This window comes from Flavobacterium sp. (genome assembly GCF_027484945.1).
Lineage (GTDB): Bacteria > Bacteroidota > Bacteroidia > Flavobacteriales > Flavobacteriaceae > Flavobacterium.
In genome coordinates, this window is record NZ_JAIXRZ010000051.1 from 1 (window position 1) to 17,623 (window position 17,623).

Below are 17,623 nucleotides of genomic sequence, written 5' to 3' on the forward strand. Positions count from 1 at the left end.
ATCGATTTGAGTACACTTCGTATAATCCATAAGGTCAAAACCACGATATAAATTCCAACGATTTTTCCAAAAAAAGCTTCCCAATACACATACTGATTTAAAATTATTGGAACAGATTTGTAGATGAATAGAAAAGGAATTAAATAGGAAATGTATTTTGCAGTTTTATTGCTAATCAATAAATCATCAAAATTGGTTTTTGTTTTTTTGGCGATCAACGCCATAAATGTGACCAAAAACAGACGGAATATGATGTATATAACATAGGCTATAAAAATCATTTCAGCCATATTGAAAAGCAAACTGAAGTAGGATGCAAGAGTATCGCCTAGTCCGATTTTTTTCAAAAATGGATAGAGCCAGCCGAATAGTTGTTCCAGTTTTTGATGCATCTTAAAAATACTTCTTTTCCATCATAAAAGTGCCAAATGGTAGGAGGGAAGCCAATTGAACTAGAAGTAAATCAAACCAACTCCACGCTTGTTTTTCACGAATCATGAAGGCTAAATACACATAAGCTATAAACAATAGTCCATGAGTCATTCCCAAAGGTTTTAATATACTTTTATACAATTCAATATCATAATTTTTAACAATAAACATGTTGGCAAACAAAGCCAAATAGGAAAGACCTTCCAGAAAGGCAACGTAACGAAAAAGTTTAGTCATAATTGATTGGTTTTATGCAAAATTAGAAATCCAATTGGAAACTTTTCTTGAAATTAAATTAAAATTGTTCACAAGTTCAAAATAGTTTTGTGTTAAAAATTAGGTTCTCTTTCTTTTTTGGAGTTATTTTTGCAAAATTTCATTTTTGAATGGCAAAATTAAGGCTTTTTGATGCGTTAACAGATCGGAAGGAACTCTACGATTACCAAATTCGGGATATTGATTCGATTTTCGAACGATTAGATCATGCACCCTCCAATTACCATTTGCTGTATCAATTACCAACAGGTGGAGGTAAAACCGTAATATTTTCTGAAATAACTAGACGTTACCTAGAAAAACACAAGAAAAAAGTAGTGGTACTTACACACCGTATTGAGTTGTGTAAACAAACTTCTAAAATGCTTTCGGCATTTAGCGTTAAAAACAAAATTATTAATAGCGACATAAAAGAATTACCCGACCAGGAAGAATATTCATGTTTTGTGGCAATGGTTGAAACGCTAAAAAACCGACTCAACGATAAAAAATTAGCTATACACGATGTTGGATTAGTAATTGTTGATGAAGCCCATTTTAATTCGTTCCGAAAACTTTTTAGTTCATTCAAAGATTCCTTTATTCTTGGGGTTACAGCAACACCATTAAGTTCAAATGTAAAATTGCCAATGTATCAAAATTACAACGAACTCATTGTAGGAGATACGATAAAAAATCTAATCGAAAAAAAATACTTAGCCAAAGCCACAACCTACAGCTATAATGTAGGACTTACCTCATTAAAAGTTGGGATTAACGGTGATTATACCGTGAAATCATCGGATGAATTATATTCCAATTTGATGATGCAAGAAAAATTATTGTATGCGTATATGGAAAAATCAATGGGAAAGAAAACGTTGATTTTTAATAATGGGATTAATACTTCTTTATACGTATATGAAACCTTTAAAAAAGCGAATCTTAATATCCGTCATTTAGATAATACAACACCCAACGATGAGCGGAAGCAAATTTTAAAGTGGTTTAAAAAGACACCCGATGCAATCCTCACATCGGTGAGTATTTTAACAACGGGGTTTGACGAGCCTACAGTAGAAAGCATCATCTTAAACCGAGCAACAAAATCAATTACGTTATATTTTCAAATGATTGGTCGTGGTTCACGACGAATGCCCGATAAAGAAGAATTTACCATTATCGATTTGGGAAATAATGCCCTTCGGTTTGGCTTGTGGGATAGCCCAGTCGATTGGCAACATATTTTTAAAGCACCTGAATTTTATTTGGCAAGTCTACGTGATGATGCAGAAATTGAAAGTAACTTCAAATACGAAATGCCTCCCGAATTACGTTTGAAATTCGCTAAAACCAAAGCAACTGACTTTGAATTTGATGTTCATGAAGAATTTAAATTTACCGTTAAAAATAATCTTAAAGCCAAAACCGTAATCGAGAAATCCATTGAACAACACGCGCGTATTTGTGTAGAAAATACGGAGACCCAAATTGAAGCAAAATTTTTAACCAAAGAATTAGCCGATGATATTGAATACCGTGTTCGTCAATATTGTGTCTTATTAGGTAATACAACCAAAAATTACCGATTATGGTTAATAGAAGATTATAAGGAAAAACTTATGGTAGCTACAAGTAAAAAGATGCGTGAAAAATTAATAGCCGAAGATTAACATTAAAACTTATAAATAACTGTATTTTAGCAAAATGAAACAAATATTGATTAGGTTTTACGTTAAAATTAATAAACCATAATTTATATTATGTAAAATAGAAAATGTTAGAATAAACTTGTTTATAAGTTGTTGTTTAATGTCTTTAATATAACTTCTTTCTCCCGTTTTGTTTTCTAAATTTGTATTTTGATTGATGAATGAATTTTATGAGTACGGTATTCGCGCAACGTATAGCAGATTTTTTAAATGCATATGAACCGTTTAATTTTTTGCCTTATGAAGATTTGGTAAAAATTGCTGCAACAGTTCGTGTCTTAACGCTTGAAAAAAACAAATCGCTTTTTCAAATCAATGATGCATTACATGATTCTTTCTATGTTGTTGCTTCAGGAAGTATTCATTTAATGGTAGTTTCTGATGCCGATGATCTGTTGTTGAATAAATGCTTCGCCGGAGATATATTTGGATTACGTCCTTTTTTCGCTAAAAACAATTATCAAATGACCGCTAAGGCAAAAGAAGATTGTATTGTTTATGCGGTTCCAATTGCTACTTTTAAACCGTATGTATCAAAAAATCAGGAGGTTTTAAATTTTTTATTAGAAAGTTTCGCTACCAATTCCAAAAATCAAGCGGATAAACAGGCCAAAGGCCTTATTTCTGATACGGTGGCTTTTAATGAAAATCAGTCGGATTTGCTTTATTTTCAAGCATTGTCCTATAATCGTAATCCGTTGCGTGTTGGCAGTTCTACTAGTATTCGCGATGTTGCACAATTAATGACCGACAATTTATTTGACAACGCCATTGTTACCGACCAAAGTTACCCTATTGGCATTGTAACCGATTCCGATTTTCGCGCTAAAATAGCGACTGGTCGAATACCGGCATCTGCAGCTATTGCAACGTTAATGAATGCACCGGTACCAACGGTAAATGAAAACATTTCTGTTGCCGAAGCACAATTAGTGATGCTCAAACAGGGAGTTACGCACCTTTGTGTTACTTTGGATGGCACCGATAAATCTGAAGTTAAAGGGGTTATTTCTGAACACGATTTGGTTGTTGCACAAGCCAATAACCCTGGTGTTTTAGTGAAAGAAATCAAAAAAGCTACTACAGCAAAAGAATTAAAAATAGTTCGGAATAAACTTACTGAAATTATTCAATCGTCACTAAATCGAACTATTCCCCTTACCCATATTAGCAGTATTGCGGGCGAAATTACGTTAGCAATCGTTAAACGCGCTATCGAATTGGCTATTTTAGAATTGGGTTCCCCCCCAGCCCGTTATGCTTGGTTATGTATTGGAAGTCAAGGTAGAAAAGAACAATTGCTCGCTTCCGATCAGGATAGTATTCTGATTTTTGAAGACGTACCTGCTGATAAATATCGTGAAACCAAAGATTACTTTATTCGTTTAGCCAAAAAGGTTACCCTTACTTTAGAAAACGTTGGTTTTAAATCCTGTCCTAATCAACATATGGCTAGTAATATTCTTTGGTGTAAGTCATTGACAGATTGGGTAAAACAATACAATAATTGGATGAATACTCCAGGTGAAAAATCAAATGAAATTAGCAGTATATTTTTTGATTATGAGTTGGCCATTGGAGAGCAAAAAATAGAAGATAGTATAACGGAAACCCTTTTTAAAAACACTAAAAACAACGTTCTTTTCTTTGATTATTTAGGCAACGACGCTTTGCACAAACCCCAAGCATTAAATTTCTTTAAAAAACTGAATACCGAAGAAGACGGGGAACAAAAAGGAAAGTTTGATATCAAAAACCGAGGGATTATGCCTTTAGTTGATGGTGCACGGTTATTTGCTATGAGTAATACGGTTAAAGGCATCAATGGAACGTACCAACGGTTTAAACACTTGGCCATTGTTGATCCAAAACATGCTGAAATTTATCTCAATTGTGCTAATGCATATATAGAGCTTATTCGTTTCAGAACTATTGAAGGTTTGAAAAATGACACCGACGGACAGTATTTGGATCTCAATGAAATAAATAAAATCGATCGCGAGAAATTAAAAAACGCATTGGGTCCGATGCGCGAATTAGAAGAACTTATTAAAGACACATTCCAACTTACACAATTTTCCTAATATGCTGGATTGGCTTAAAAAAATCAATAGCGATTACCCTGTTTTCTGGAAAGAATACAGTTCGAAATTTGAAAAGAAATCGAACCGTTATGTTGCTTTTTCACTAGAAACGACGGGGTTAAACCCAAATAAAGATGTAATTCTATCCATTGGAGCCATTGCAATTGCTAATAATCAAATCATTATCGGTGATGCCTTTGAAATTGCTATTCCTCAATACAAACATTTGCACGATAACGGAATACAACCTGACTTAATAACGGAAAGTTTGCTGCCAAAGTTGGCTGAACCTGCTGCGATAGAAAAATTTATTCAATTTATAGACAATGCGGTTTTAGTGGGACATCGCACCTATTTCGACGTAGAACTTTTAAATGTAGCTTTGGAAAAATTAGGCTGTGGACGTCTTCGAAATGAAGCGCTGGATATCGAAATCATGTATAAAAAATTACATGATATTTCAGACAAATCTTTAGCATTAGATGACATGGCAACACAATATAAGCTACAAAAGACCGAGTTAGTTTCAGCAATTGATGATACCTATACCATCGCACTACTCTTTTTAAAACTCAAATCTAAGTTAGGGTTTTAACCCGCTATTTCATTGGCTAAGCTACGAATCATTCAAAAAAACAGCCCTTTAATCAATATAGATTATAAGTAGAGGTAAACAATATTAATTAATTGTTTTTCAATATATTAAAATCATAAAACTATACCAAACGGTTGTTTTTGATTTCTTCTACAATTTCTGGATTCAATAAGGTAGAAATATCACCAAAATTAGTATAATCACCTTCAGCAATCTTCCGGAGAATTCGCCGCATAATTTTACCTGATCGAGTTTTTGGTAGTCCACTCACAAACTGAATCGTATCCAATTTAGCAATCGGACCGATTTGATCCGAAATTAACTGATTAATCTCTTTTGCTAAGTCATCATGATTTCGGCTAACCCCGGTTTCTTTTAAAATAACAAATCCATACAAGGCATTTCCTTTAATATCGTGTGGGAATCCAACAATTGCACTTTCAGCAATAGCGGGGTGTTCGTTAATTGCATCCTCTATTGGGGCAGTTCCCAAATTATGTCCCGAAACAATAATAATATCATCGATACGTCCCGTAATACGATAGTAACCCACTTCATCGCGTAAAGCGCCATCACCTGTAAAATATTTACCTAGGAACATCGTAAAATAAGTATCCTTATACCGTTGGTGATCACCCCATATTGTTCGCGCAATACTTGGCCAAGGAAATGTAATACATAAACTTCCTGACACTTGATTACCTTCAATTTCGTTTCGAGATTCATCAATTAATGCTGGCTGAATTCCGGGTAGCGGTAATGATGCATACGTCGGCTTTGTAGGAGTTACAAATGGAATCGGCGCGATCATGATCCCTCCTGTCTCAGTTTGCCACCATGTATCAACCAAAGGACACCGTTTTCCACCGACATGATCATTATACCAATGCCACGCTTCTTCATTTATGGGTTCTCCTACCGACCCAATTACTTTTAACGAGGCTAACGAAAACTTTTGTACAAAATCTAAACTTTCTTTGGCCAAAGCGCGAATTGCAGTTGGAGCCGTATAAAATTGATTAACGTTATGTTTTTCAATCACTTCCCAGAAACGACTAAAATTTGGATATGAAGGAATTCCTTCAAAAAGTACCGTCGTTGCGCCATTTAACAGAGGTCCGTATACACTGTAGGAATGTCCTGTAATCCAGCCGATATCAGCAGTACACCAAAAAACGTCATCCGCTTCATAATTAAACACATTTTTAAACGTGTAGGCCGTATAAACCATATACCCAGCTGTAGTATGCAACATTCCTTTGGGTTTTCCTGTTGATCCCGAAGTATATAGAATAAACAAAGGGTCTTCGGCATCCATAATTTCGGCAACATTGGTGGGGCTAGCTTTATCGACTAACGGCTGCAACCATAAGTCGCGACCTCGTTTCATAACTACAGTCTGATTGGTTCGACGTACCACTAAAACAGTTTCAACCGTAGGACATTTTTCGAGGGCTTCATCGATAATGGATTTAAGGTTGATGATTTTATCACCGCGATAGCCCCCATCTGAAGTGAGCACCATTTTCGCTTCGCAATCTTGTATTCGTACAGCTACAGCAGCCGCTGAAAATCCAGCAAAAACGACCGAATGAATAGCACCGATGCGTGCACAAGCTAAAACCGCTACAGCCAATTCGGGAATCATAGGAAGATAAATACAAACCCGGTCACCTTTTTGAATTCCTTGATCACGAAGCACATTGGCCAAACGCGCTACACGATGATACAAATCAGTATATGAAATTGTTTCTGATGGCTCATTAGGGTCGTTGGGTTCAAAGAGTATTGCTGGCTTTTCTCCGCGTTCAGCTAAATGGCGATCGATGCAATTAGTGGTTATGTTAACTTTTGCATTGACAAACCATTTGAAATCGGCTTCTAGCATATCAAATTCAAGAACTTTATCCCATTTCTGATCCCACAAAAAATTTTTATCGGCAATTTTACTCCAAAACTTTCGGGGATTCCGAATGGATTTCTTATACATTTTGAAATAATGTTCCAGATTTTTTATGCGATAATCTCCCATGATGTGTCATTTTATTTGAATAGGTAAATATAGCCAATCTTGTATTTTTATATTTATTTTTTTGATTTCAAAATGTTCACAATATAAAATGGTCTTTAATCGAATAAAATCTTTACCCACTTGCTTTTGAACCCCAATGCCCAATTTATACACTCTATTTTCGATCCGTTTTCTCATTTGTTCACTATTTATCATCACAATTATTTTAATTACATCCCGAAGAAAAAGCGGGTATTTAGGTAAAGATGTTGTAAAAAATACTGATTATAAATAACTTACGTCAAAATCAAACGGATCAATTAAAATGCTTTTTTTTCGGTCGATTTTATTATCTTGTATGAAATTTTTTATGATGCAATTTGATCCTGAAACCCTGGAACAATCCGCAATTTACAAGTTGTTAACCGGCACTATTATCCCCCGCCCTATTGGATGGATATCAACAATTGATACCAACGGAGTTAATAATCTAGCTCCTTTTTCGTATTTTAACTTGTTGGGGGATGACCCTCCGCATGTGGTATTTTCAACACGACGTGATAACCATACCAATAAAGACACTTTAAACAATGTATTGACAACACAACAATTCGTGGTGAATATGGTAACCGAATCGGTAGTCGAACAAATGAATGCTACATCGGATAAATTACCACCCGAAATTGATGAGTTTTTGCATGCAGGCGTTACACCCATTTCCTCGGTTAAAGTAAAACCAATGCGAGTTCAAGAAAGTCCAATTCATTTGGAATGCGAACTTGCTCACCATTATTTTTTAGAAGGACATCAACAGGGAGGAGCTTGCGTAATCATTGGACGGATTGTGATGATGCATTATGCAGATGAAGTACTTCTCGATAATTATAAAATCAATTTGGAAACCTATAAACCGGTAGCACGTTTAGGTGGTGCTAATTACTCTAAATTGGGCGAATTATTTACTATTAAACGCAATACTTAAGATGAAAATTACTGTAATTGGTGGTGGTCCGGGCGGACTCTATTTTTCGATACTTACAAAAAAAGCAATGCCCAACTGTGAAATCGATATCTATGAACGGAACCGACCCGATGATAGTTTCGGTTTTGGCGTTGTTTTCTCTGATGAAACGTTGGGTGAGTTTTTGAAACGCGATATGGAGTCGTATGAGCTAATACGAACAAACTTTGCATATTGGGATGATATCATCATCGCGCGCGACGGCCAAGAAGTGCGTATCGCAGGAAATGGTTTTTGTGGGTGTTCGCGAAAAACACTTTTAAAACTTCTACACCAACGTTGCCAAGAGGAAGGAATTCGGTTGCATTTTGAACAAAATGTAGACGATTTAAGTCAATTTTCCGATTCAGATATACTAGTGGCTTCTGATGGAATTGGCAGTGCTATTCGAACCCAATTTAATGAAGTTTTTGGGACAAAAGTCGAACTAAAAAGCAATCGTTTTGTGTGGTTAGGTTCGACCAAACCACTCGATGCTTTCACGTATTTTTTCCGCTCTACGCCCTATGGAACTATAGTGGCACATTCCTACCAATATGAACCTGGAATGAGTACTTGGATATTTGAATGCACCCATTCGACATGGGAAAAAATAGGATTTGAAATCACCAATGAGGCCGATACAATTGCAAAAATTGAATCGCTTTTCAAAGAAGAATTAGAAGGTCACAAATTAATTTCAAATAAGTCGCATTGGCGGCAATTTCCCCATGTAACCAATGAAAATTGGTATCACAAAAACATCGTGTTGCTTGGAGATGCCAAAGCGACAGCCCACTACTCTATTGGATCTGGAACAAAACTGGCCATGGATTGTGCTATTGCCCTCTCAGATGCTGTAATAGCCAACCCCACCAATATTCAAGCCGCTTTTAAGCAATATGAACAAACGCGTCGAAATACGGTAGAAATGATTCAATATGCCGCAACGGTTTCATTGGATTGGTTTGAACAAATGGACCGTCATATGCAACACCCTTTTTATCAATTTGCCTTCGGGTGTATGACGCGTTCTAAAAAAGTAACGTTTGAAAACCTGTTCATTCGTGATCAATCGTTTACCCATAAAGTATTAGCAGAATACAATCACAATTCAACTACAGGAGCAATTCCGGCTGCTTTTAGTCCATTCAAATTACATGATCTTGAATTGATTAATCGAATTGTGATGGCTCCCATGGGACAATACCGAGCTAATCAAGGGGAAGTTAACGATTGGCATTTTCAACATTATACTTCGCGTGCCATTGGAGGTGTGGGGTTAATTCTTACTGAAATGACCGCCATTTCTGATACGGGTCGTATTACTCCAGATTGTGCTGGGATTTACACCGAAAATCAAATCACAAATTGGAAGCGAATTACCGATTTTATTCATCAAAATACCGCTACAAAAATAGGAATTCAACTGGGCCATTCGGGACCAAAAGGAGCCACAAAACGACCAAGCCTGGGTTCCAACGAACCTATAGAAAACCCATGGGAATTGGTTGCGGCTTCTGCGATTGCATTTTCTGAAAAAATGCCGACCCCAAGAGCACTTTCTGTGACTGATATGGCGACCATAACCCATCAATTTATTCAAGCGACCAAAAATGCAACTTTAGCTGGATTTGATTTAATTGAACTTCAAGCGCATCACGGATTTTTACTGGCTTCATTTCTATCGCCTTTAACCAATACCCGTACAGACGAATTTGGTGGAAGTATTGAAAATCGTTTAAAGTTTCCTTTACAAGTTTTTAAAGCCATGCGCGCCGAATTCCCAAAGGATAAACCCATGTCAGTTCGTATTTCAGCATGCGATTGGGCTGAAGGCGGAATTTCAGAAGCCGATGTTGTTTTTATTGCCAATGCCTTTAAATTAGCTGGAGTTGATGTCATCAATGTTTCGACAGGTAATACCGTTGCTTATCAGAAACCTGTAGTGGGTCGAATGTGGCAAACTCCTTTTTCAGATGTTATTCGCAACACCGTTCATATTCCAACAATCACCGCCGGTTCTATTCAAAATATTGATCAAATCAATACAATTTTGTTGAATGGGCGTGCTGATTTAGTAGCCTTAGGACGTCCCCTTTTATTGGATCCGTATTTTGTTCGCAATGCGCAAGCTTATGAAAATTACCGACCAGCAGATATTCCAGAGACCTATTTTGCAGGCACCTCACATTTGTATCCCTTTCAAACAACTGAGCGAAAACAGTTAGAAAACATGAAACGCGCTTTGAAACCAAAGAGTAATAAAAAATAATATACTACTATCATGAAACAGTACATTGATTCGTTTGCTCATGATTATTTGCCCAAAATTGAGGCTCAGCCGGGGTATTCATTTTTAGATTTACCCCAATTTCAACAACCTGAAATATGCAATTGTGTGGATCGTTTATTGGACCACCATATTCGCGAAGGACGCGGCCAAAACTTGTGTCTACAAACTTTTGAATCGCGTTGGACATACCAAGACCTATATGAAAAAAGCAATCAAATTGCGCAAGTTTTGGTTAACGACTTTGGACTCCAATCAGGCAATCGCGTGTTAATTCGATCAGCCAACAACCCCATGATGGTTGCTTGTTGGTTTGCCATCTTAAAAGCCGGTGGAATTGTTGTGGCTACTATGCCACTCTTGCGCTCCAAGGAACTCACTACCCTAGTTTCATGTGCCGAAATTACGCATGCCTTGTGCGCAGCTGATTTAGAAGACGATATGCATTTAGTTACGTCTGATCATCTTCAATCGGTATGTTATTTTGGAAATGGACAATTGGAAACGTTAATGGCTCAATACCAACCCGTTTTTGAAAATTACCACGCACATGCTGAAAGTGTTGCTTTGATAGGATTTACTTCGGGCACGACAGGTTTACCTAAAATGACGGCACACTTTCATAAAGATATCCTCACTATTTGTGAAGCATTTCCCTCCTACTCGCTTCAACCAACACCGGAAGATCTATTTGTTGGCAGTCCGCCCATTGGTTTTACCTTTGGTTTGGGAGGGTTAGTTTTATTTCCTTTATATTACGGTGCATCAACTTTTCTTATTGAAAAACCTAGTCCTGATTTGCTTTTACAAGCGATACAAGATTTTAAAATCACAATCTGTTTTACTGCACCAACGGCTTGGCGGGTAATTACAGGAAAAGTAAAAGCCTACGACATTTCAAGCCTTCGCAAATGTGTATCGGCTGGAGAAACACTCCCTTTAAATGTATGGCAAGATTGGTATGAGGCTACCGGACTAAAAATTATTGACGGAATCGGTGCAACAGAAATGCTGCATATTTTTATTTCTTCAAACGAATCTAATATGAAACCCGGAGCTACGGGATTACCAATTACAGGATACGAAGCTAAAATTATCGATGAAGAAGGAAATGAAATTACGGATGGATCTTCGGGTCGATTAGCGGTTCGTGGAATAACCGGTTGCAAATACTTGAATCGTCCCGAAAAACAGTTAGAATATGTTCAATACGGCTGGAATATTACCGGTGATCTTTTCAGAAAGGATGAAGAAGGGTATTATTGGTTTGTTGCACGCGGAGATGATATGATTATTTCATCCGGATACAATATTGCAGCAATTGAAGTAGAAAGTGTATTGCTCACCAATGAAGCGATAGCCGAATGTGCGGTAGTTGGACTTCCTGATGAAGAACGCGGGATGTTGGTTTGTGCCTATATTGTAGTAAAAGAATCATTTAAAGCTTCTGATGCGTTAAAACTAACTATCCAACAGTGGTTCAAAGAAGTAGCTGCACCATACAAGTACCCTAGAGTCATTCATTTTGTAGCCTCCTTACCTAAAACTGAAACCGGAAAAATTCAACGATTCAAACTTAAAAGCAGCGAATAATGTATATTTGAATGGTTTATTTTTTCATAGACAATATTAAATTTAAACCAATCGTACCCTTTCACTTTCATGCAATACAAAGCAGGTTAGTTTTTAAATAAAACAAGTATGAATTATTTTACAAAAGAAGAGAAAATTCGTTTTCAACATATCGACTATGCAGGAATTGTATTCTATCCTCGGTTTCTCGAAATGCTCAATGCCTTGGTCGAAGATTGGTTTGAAGAAGCGCTTGAACGTCCGTTCCAACAGATGCACGAAACGCATGGTATTCCAACGGTTGACTTAAAAATTCAATTTAAAAATCCAGCACGATTAGGTGAAACGCTAATCAAGCATTTATGGGTGAAAGAGCTCCGAAATTCTTCAATTCTTTGTGGATTTCGATTTGAAAATGCGCAACAAAAAACGGTCTTAGAAGGCGAAGTTACCCTAGTTAACGTGAAAATCGCGGAAGACCGCCATAGTATTAGTTCGGAAGCTTTTAACGAAACAATGAAGTCAAAAATTGAACTCTATTTACTGTAAATTCGTCCGATTTTACAAATTTAATCAGTAGCATTATTTAGCATTATGGAATTTAAAAAGTTTAAAGCCGCAACAGTTCAAACGGCACCTGTATATCTCAAAGTTTCGGCAACAGTCGACAAAGCGGTAAATTGTATTAAAGAAGCACATCAAAATGGTGCAACACTTATTGCATTTCCTGAAGTATTTATAGCCGGTTACCCCTATTGGAACTGGATTATGACACCCGTTCAAGGCAGCACATGGTATGAAAAATTATACCGTAATGCAGTAGCCATTGACGATCCCGAAATGCAACCGTTGTACCAAGCCGCCCGAGAGTTTAATATGCATATTGTTATTGGTATTAATGAACGTGGATTGAGTTATGGAGAAATTTACAATACCAATTTAATCATTGATAATCAAGGAACAGTTATTGGACGTCATCGTAAGCTGGTACCAACATGGGCAGAAAAATTAACGTGGAGTTCTGGTGACGGTTCAACCTTAAAAGTTTATGACACTGCTGTAGGCCCACTTGGCACTTTGGCCTGTGGTGAAAACACCAATACGTTAGCCCGTTTTACGTTACTGTCACAAGGAGAATTAGTCCATATTGCCAATTACATTTCCCTTCCTGTTGCTCCTCCCGATTATGATATGGCCGAGGCAATTAAAATTCGGGCTGCAGCACATTCGTTTGAAGGAAAACTTTTCACTATCGTTTCTTGTTCAACCATATCGCAAGAAATCAAAGATGCCCTTCGGGGCGATGTTCCCAATATAGATGCACTATTGGATCGTAAAAGCTCGGCTTTTTCCGGATTTATTGGTCCAAATGGAGCAGTAATCGGTACTCCATTAATCGATGAGGAAGGTATTGTCTATGCGGATATTGATTTATCTAAATGCATACAACCGAAACAAATGCACGATATTTTAGGGCATTACAACCGTTTTGATATTTTTGATTTACGGGTAAATATTGCCCCAACGCGTAAAATTACATTTGTAGAAAATAACGAAAAGGAAACATAAAAGAGTACAACTAATTAGATAACTAACAGATTAGTAGTTAATAAAATGGAAGATACCAATTATTCAGATGATGTATACGGACGGGCGCGCGTTAGTGACACCCCCGAACTCGAAGCCTATTATAAAGATCTCGAAGCTTTAGGTGCCGGTGCCTTATGGACCGTTGCTAATGATATCGAACCCTGGGAACCGCGTTCCAATTCGGTTCCGATGCTTTGGAAATATGAAGACTTACGCGCGCTTGTTCTCAAATCGAGTGAATTGGTTACTCCAGAGCAAGCCGGTCGACGTGTAGTTTATTTGGTTAATGAAAAGCGCAAAGACGTTTCTGCAGCTGTTGGTTGGCTCTATACAGGGATTCAAGTAACACGCCCAGGAGAATCGACTTCGGCGCACCGCCATCGTGCATCTGCTCTACGTTTTATTATGGAAGGCAGTAAAGGATATACCGTAGTTGATGGTAATAAAATTATGTTGGAGGTAAATGATTTTGTTATTACTCCCAATTCAACTTGGCATGAGCATGGTGTAGAAGCTGATGGCCAAACATGTATTTGGCAAGATGGTTTAGACATTCCTTTAGTGAATGCTTTGGAAGCTAATGATTATGCGGTTTTTGATGGGAAACAACCTGTAGATGTTCCGTTAAATTATTCACCGAAAACCTATAGTGGTGTCGGACTCATTCCAGCTGATGTACAATGGGACAAACCCTATTCTCCCCTATTTAAATACTCATGGAGTAATGTATATCCTGCTTTGTTAGAGGCATTAGACGTGAATCCAATCGATCCCTTTGATGGCATTCATATGCGTTACAGTAATCCCTTGACGGGTGGCCATGTTATGCAAACGATGAGTGCCGCTATGCAATTGTTGCCAAAAGGATATAAAGGAAAAGCTCATAAACATACTGGTTCTTTTGTTTACCAATGTGCCAAAGGAACTGGCTACTCAATAATTAACGGTAAACGTTACGACTGGAAAGAACGGGATATCTTCTGCGTCCCATCATGGGCTTGGCACGAACATCACAACGCTTCCGACACTGAGGATGCATGCTTATTTCATTTTAATGATTTACCTGTGATAGAGGGACTAGGATTATATCAAGACCGAATATATACAGAAAACAACGGCAACCAACCTCTGAATTTCTCAATTTAAGGAAGTATACAAAAATGAAAAAAAGGGTACTGATTGCGTTACTTTTTTTAAGTGTTAAACTAATTTTCGCACAAGATTTCAAATTAGACGCTGGAAAAATTGTTCAACGCGAATATTTAGAAGTAATTGATTTTGAATTACTTCACGGAAAAATAATTATTCCCGTAATCATTGAGGGTCAATCCTATCGCTTTCTATTAGATACGGGGGCTCCAAATATTATTTCAAAACGACTCGCAACTGTTTTTAATTCTTCGAAAAAAAAGGAACTTGATGTAGTCGATGTAAATAATTTAAATGAAAAAATGGATATCGTACCGATTCCCAGTATTCATCTTGGTTCGTTGCGATTTGAAAATGGCGTTGCTATTGTCGTTGATTTGGATAATCACCCTATTTTACAATGTTTTAAATTGGATGGTTTTATTGGAAGTAATTTCTTTAAAGATGCAGTGCTACAAGTTGATTTTCCAGCAAAAAAAATACGTATTGCGCATACCATTAAATCGCTTTCTCCAATATCAAAAAGCGGTTCGTTGCAATTAATTGGGAAGCAAATGGCTCCATTTATCCAAGTTAAACACGAAAATGAAAAAGGAGACAAAGGAAGTGAGTTTGCACTTTTAGATACCGGAATGGAAGGTTTATATGATTTATCGGATCGAATTTATACTGAATTTCAAAAAGATGCTATTATTAAAACGGTAGCAGAATCGAAGGGTGTGACTGAATTGGGCCTTTTCGCGAAGACAGAGCCAACACCTTACCGTTACGTGGCTATCAATCAAATGCAAATAAACAATACGAAATTCAAAGGACTTCAGGTGCTAACTACTGCTGATGCCAATTCAAGAGTTGGATTGGAACTTTTTCAATATGGAAAAATCACATTAGATTTTCATAAAAAGAAATGGTATTATGAAGCCCCCACTGAAATTAATTTTACACAAAGTCTCCCACCCATCACACCTACCATTATTGATAATAAATTAGTAGTGGGAGTTATTTGGGATACCCAGTATAACAACCAATTGCAATTTGGAAATCCAATCACTAGAATCGATGAATACCGTATGGAAAACCTATCGGTTTGTGAAATTTTAGCGATAAAAAACCAAATCAAAATGAGAACTCATTATGAAATAGAAATTAAAAATAATGCCGGAGAAACGGTCCTAATAAAAATGAAAAAATAATGAAACTAGTTACCTACATTGAACAAAATCATGAACCCCGTTTGGGATTTTTATGGCAAGAATTCATTATCGACATGGAAGATTTTGGAGCAATTGTTAATTTTCCGTTACCGAATGATATGTTGGATCTTATCGATATGGGCATAGAAGTCATTGCTGAAATAAACGACTTAATTGCAGAAACTCCTGAGGAATATATCGCCAAAATTGGTGTACCCTTTGCAAGTGTGACACTTATGGCTCCCATTCCTAGACCTCGAAAAAATATTATTGGCATTGGACTCAATTATACCGAGCATGTAGCCGAGAGTGCCCGTACATTGGATACCACAGGTAAACTTCCTCAAAAACCAATTATTTTCTCTAAACCACCAACCACAGTTACCGCAACCAATACTGCTGTGATTAAAAACACTAAACTTACTGCGCAATTGGATTGGGAAGTTGAATTAGCTGTGGTAATTGGAAAAAAAGGAAAGTATGTCCCCAAAACAGAAGCTATGGATTATGTATTTGGCTATACAGTTATCAACGATATTTCGGCGCGTGATTGCCGACGGGAAGGACAATGGATTGTTTCGAAAGGGCAAGACACCTTTGCACCTATGGGTCCTTATTTGGTTACTAAGGACGAAATTGAAAATCCACATAACTTGAATTTGAGTTTGAAAGTAAATGGAGTCGAAAAACAAAACTCAAACACCCAATACCTCTTATTTACAATCGACGATTTGATAGAAGATTTAAGTATTGTTTTTACACTTGAACCGGGAGATATCATAGCAACTGGTACACCCGCAGGTGTGGGTGCAGGTCGAAATCCGCAAGAGTGGTTACATGATGGTGATGTGGTTGAAGCTACTGTGGAAGGAATCGGAACGATTATTAATACAATAAAAGAAATTTAATAAGCGAATAGTACACAGAGATTAGTAGACTATATACGGTTTTAAAGAATGGTTTTCAGTAATATAATAAAATTATGAGTAGAAAATATAGAATTGGGCAGATTGTTCCGTCATCAAATGTGACGATGGAGACCGAAATCCCTGCGATTTTTAGAGCAAGAGAATCCTTGTTGTCCGAACGTTTTTCATTTCATAGCAGTCGAATGCGAATGAAAAAAGTCACTCAAGAAGAATTAGCCGCAATGGATGCGATGAGCTTGAAGTGCGCTACGGAATTGTCAGACGCTCATGTGGATGTAATGGGCTATGCTTGTCTAGTAGCCATTATGAGCATGGGGCGTGGTTATCATTGTGTATCTGAAGTAAACTTGCACCAAGAAACTATAGCAAATGGCTTCCCTACACCTATTGTGACTTCAGCAGGTGCATTAATTAATGGTTTACGTGTATTGGGCGCACAACAAATCTCGATTATCACACCTTATATGCGTCCTTTAACCGACAAAGTAGTCGACTATATAGAGCATCAAGGTATAAAAGTTAAGCAAAGTATTGCGTTAGAAATTCCAGACAACTTAGAAGTAGCTGCTCAAAATCCTTTGAATTTGCTCGAAATCTACAAACAATTGGATTTAACCGATGTGGATGTTTTGGTAGTTTCGGCATGTGTTCAAATGCCTTCACTAGAAGCTATTGATTTAATTCAAGCGGAGTGTGGAATTCCTGTAACTTCTGCAGCGGTATGTACCACTTACGAAATGATGAAAAAACTAGGAATCGAAGCGCGATCTTCAATTGGTGGTGAATTGTTAAGCGGGAAGTACTAATA

The 17,623-nt window shown here is 37.1% G+C and carries 14 protein-coding genes and 1 pseudogene; 12 read left to right on the plus strand and 3 right to left on the minus strand.

Features of this window, described 5'->3' with window-relative positions; genetic code table 11:
- Positions 1–392 (minus strand): annotated as a pseudogene (locus tag Q0039_RS06680) (mechanosensitive ion channel family protein); the annotation flags it as partial.
- Position 393: 1 nt separating this feature from the next.
- Positions 394–669, minus strand: a complete 276-nt coding sequence (locus Q0039_RS06685) for a DUF3817 domain-containing protein (protein ID WP_297510975.1) — start codon at positions 667–669, stop codon at positions 394–396.
- Positions 670–818: 149 nt separating this feature from the next.
- On the opposite strand from Q0039_RS06685, the gene Q0039_RS06690 reads away from it, so the two are divergent.
- The 3 genes from Q0039_RS06690 to Q0039_RS06700 all read left to right on the plus strand — a co-directional run bounded on the left by Q0039_RS06690 (position 819) and on the right by Q0039_RS06700 (position 5,078).
- Positions 819–2,360, plus strand: coding sequence for a DEAD/DEAH box helicase family protein (locus Q0039_RS06690; RefSeq protein WP_297510978.1), 1,542 nt, complete (start codon positions 819–821; stop codon positions 2,358–2,360).
- A gap of 209 nt (positions 2,361–2,569) precedes the next feature.
- Positions 2,570–4,483 (plus strand): DUF294 nucleotidyltransferase-like domain-containing protein, encoded by a 1,914-nt coding sequence (locus Q0039_RS06695; protein WP_297510980.1) that lies wholly within the window; start codon positions 2,570–2,572, stop codon positions 4,481–4,483.
- 1 nt (position 4,484) lies between these two features.
- The gene (locus Q0039_RS06700) at positions 4,485–5,078 is read left to right on the plus strand and encodes a 3'-5' exonuclease (protein ID WP_297510983.1); all 594 of its coding nucleotides are present in this window, start codon (positions 4,485–4,487) and stop codon (positions 5,076–5,078) included.
- A gap of 121 nt (positions 5,079–5,199) precedes the next feature.
- Here the strand turns inward: Q0039_RS06700 and acs are convergent, their stop codons facing one another.
- The gene (gene acs / locus Q0039_RS06705; protein ID WP_297510986.1) at positions 5,200–7,110 is read right to left on the minus strand and encodes an acetate--CoA ligase; all 1,911 of its coding nucleotides are present in this window, start codon (positions 7,108–7,110) and stop codon (positions 5,200–5,202) included.
- A gap of 349 nt (positions 7,111–7,459) precedes the next feature.
- On the opposite strand from acs, the gene Q0039_RS06710 reads away from it, so the two are divergent.
- The 9 genes from Q0039_RS06710 (at position 7,460) to Q0039_RS06750 (ending at position 17,621) form a co-directional block, all read left to right on the plus strand.
- Positions 7,460–8,071 (plus strand): flavin reductase family protein, encoded by a 612-nt coding sequence (locus tag Q0039_RS06710; protein WP_297510989.1) that lies wholly within the window; start codon positions 7,460–7,462, stop codon positions 8,069–8,071.
- Position 8,072: 1 nt separating this feature from the next.
- Entirely contained in the window at positions 8,073–10,364 is a 2,292-nt protein-coding gene (locus Q0039_RS06715; RefSeq protein ID WP_297510992.1) for a bifunctional salicylyl-CoA 5-hydroxylase/oxidoreductase, read from the plus strand.
- A gap of 12 nt (positions 10,365–10,376) precedes the next feature.
- A complete protein-coding gene (locus Q0039_RS06720) occupies positions 10,377–11,975 on the plus strand; it encodes an AMP-binding protein (RefSeq protein ID WP_297510995.1) in 1,599 nt (532 codons plus the stop codon).
- 108 nt (positions 11,976–12,083) lie between these two features.
- On the plus strand, positions 12,084–12,503 hold the full coding sequence (locus Q0039_RS06725) for an acyl-CoA thioesterase (protein ID WP_297510997.1): 420 nt from the start codon (positions 12,084–12,086) through the stop codon (positions 12,501–12,503).
- A gap of 45 nt (positions 12,504–12,548) precedes the next feature.
- On the plus strand, positions 12,549–13,523 hold the full coding sequence (locus Q0039_RS06730; RefSeq protein WP_297510999.1) for a carbon-nitrogen hydrolase family protein: 975 nt from the start codon (positions 12,549–12,551) through the stop codon (positions 13,521–13,523).
- Between the two features lie 45 nt (positions 13,524–13,568).
- On the plus strand, positions 13,569–14,690 hold the full coding sequence (locus tag Q0039_RS06735) for a cupin domain-containing protein (protein ID WP_297511001.1): 1,122 nt from the start codon (positions 13,569–13,571) through the stop codon (positions 14,688–14,690).
- A gap of 14 nt (positions 14,691–14,704) precedes the next feature.
- A complete protein-coding gene (locus Q0039_RS06740; RefSeq protein WP_297511003.1) occupies positions 14,705–15,886 on the plus strand; it encodes a retropepsin-like aspartic protease in 1,182 nt (393 codons plus the stop codon).
- Positions 15,886–16,794, plus strand: a complete 909-nt coding sequence (locus Q0039_RS06745; protein ID WP_297511005.1) for a fumarylacetoacetate hydrolase family protein — start codon at positions 15,886–15,888, stop codon at positions 16,792–16,794. Before Q0039_RS06740 ends, Q0039_RS06745 begins: the two co-directional genes overlap by 1 nt.
- 74 nt (positions 16,795–16,868) lie before the next feature.
- Positions 16,869–17,621, plus strand: coding sequence for an Asp/Glu racemase (locus tag Q0039_RS06750; RefSeq protein WP_297511007.1), 753 nt, complete (start codon positions 16,869–16,871; stop codon positions 17,619–17,621).
- The last annotated feature ends 2 nt before the right edge of the window (positions 17,622–17,623 follow it).

What these genes read in the sequence shown, in the direction of transcription:
- Q0039_RS06735 (WP_297511001.1), top strand. Translation starts at nt 13,569, where the DNA reads ATGGAAGATACCAATTATTCAGATGATGTATACGGACGGGCGCGCGTT.
- Q0039_RS06695 (WP_297510980.1), top strand. Translation starts at nt 2,570, where the DNA reads ATGAGTACGGTATTCGCGCAACGTATAGCAGATTTTTTAAATGCATAT.
- Q0039_RS06700 (WP_297510983.1), top strand. Translation starts at nt 4,485, where the DNA reads ATGCTGGATTGGCTTAAAAAAATCAATAGCGATTACCCTGTTTTCTGG.
- Q0039_RS06730 (WP_297510999.1), top strand. Translation starts at nt 12,549, where the DNA reads ATGGAATTTAAAAAGTTTAAAGCCGCAACAGTTCAAACGGCACCTGTA.
- Q0039_RS06710 (WP_297510989.1), top strand. Translation starts at nt 7,460, where the DNA reads ATGATGCAATTTGATCCTGAAACCCTGGAACAATCCGCAATTTACAAG.
- Q0039_RS06715 (WP_297510992.1), top strand. Translation starts at nt 8,073, where the DNA reads ATGAAAATTACTGTAATTGGTGGTGGTCCGGGCGGACTCTATTTTTCG.
- Q0039_RS06690 (WP_297510978.1), top strand. Translation starts at nt 819, where the DNA reads ATGGCAAAATTAAGGCTTTTTGATGCGTTAACAGATCGGAAGGAACTC.
- Q0039_RS06685 (WP_297510975.1), bottom strand. Translation starts at nt 669, where the DNA reads ATGACTAAACTTTTTCGTTACGTTGCCTTTCTGGAAGGTCTTTCCTAT.
- Q0039_RS06745 (WP_297511005.1), top strand. Translation starts at nt 15,886, where the DNA reads ATGAAACTAGTTACCTACATTGAACAAAATCATGAACCCCGTTTGGGA.
- Q0039_RS06750 (WP_297511007.1), top strand. Translation starts at nt 16,869, where the DNA reads ATGAGTAGAAAATATAGAATTGGGCAGATTGTTCCGTCATCAAATGTG.
- Q0039_RS06725 (WP_297510997.1), top strand. Translation starts at nt 12,084, where the DNA reads ATGAATTATTTTACAAAAGAAGAGAAAATTCGTTTTCAACATATCGAC.
- Q0039_RS06740 (WP_297511003.1), top strand. Translation starts at nt 14,705, where the DNA reads ATGAAAAAAAGGGTACTGATTGCGTTACTTTTTTTAAGTGTTAAACTA.
- acs (WP_297510986.1), bottom strand. Translation starts at nt 7,110, where the DNA reads ATGGGAGATTATCGCATAAAAAATCTGGAACATTATTTCAAAATGTAT.
- Q0039_RS06720 (WP_297510995.1), top strand. Translation starts at nt 10,377, where the DNA reads ATGAAACAGTACATTGATTCGTTTGCTCATGATTATTTGCCCAAAATT.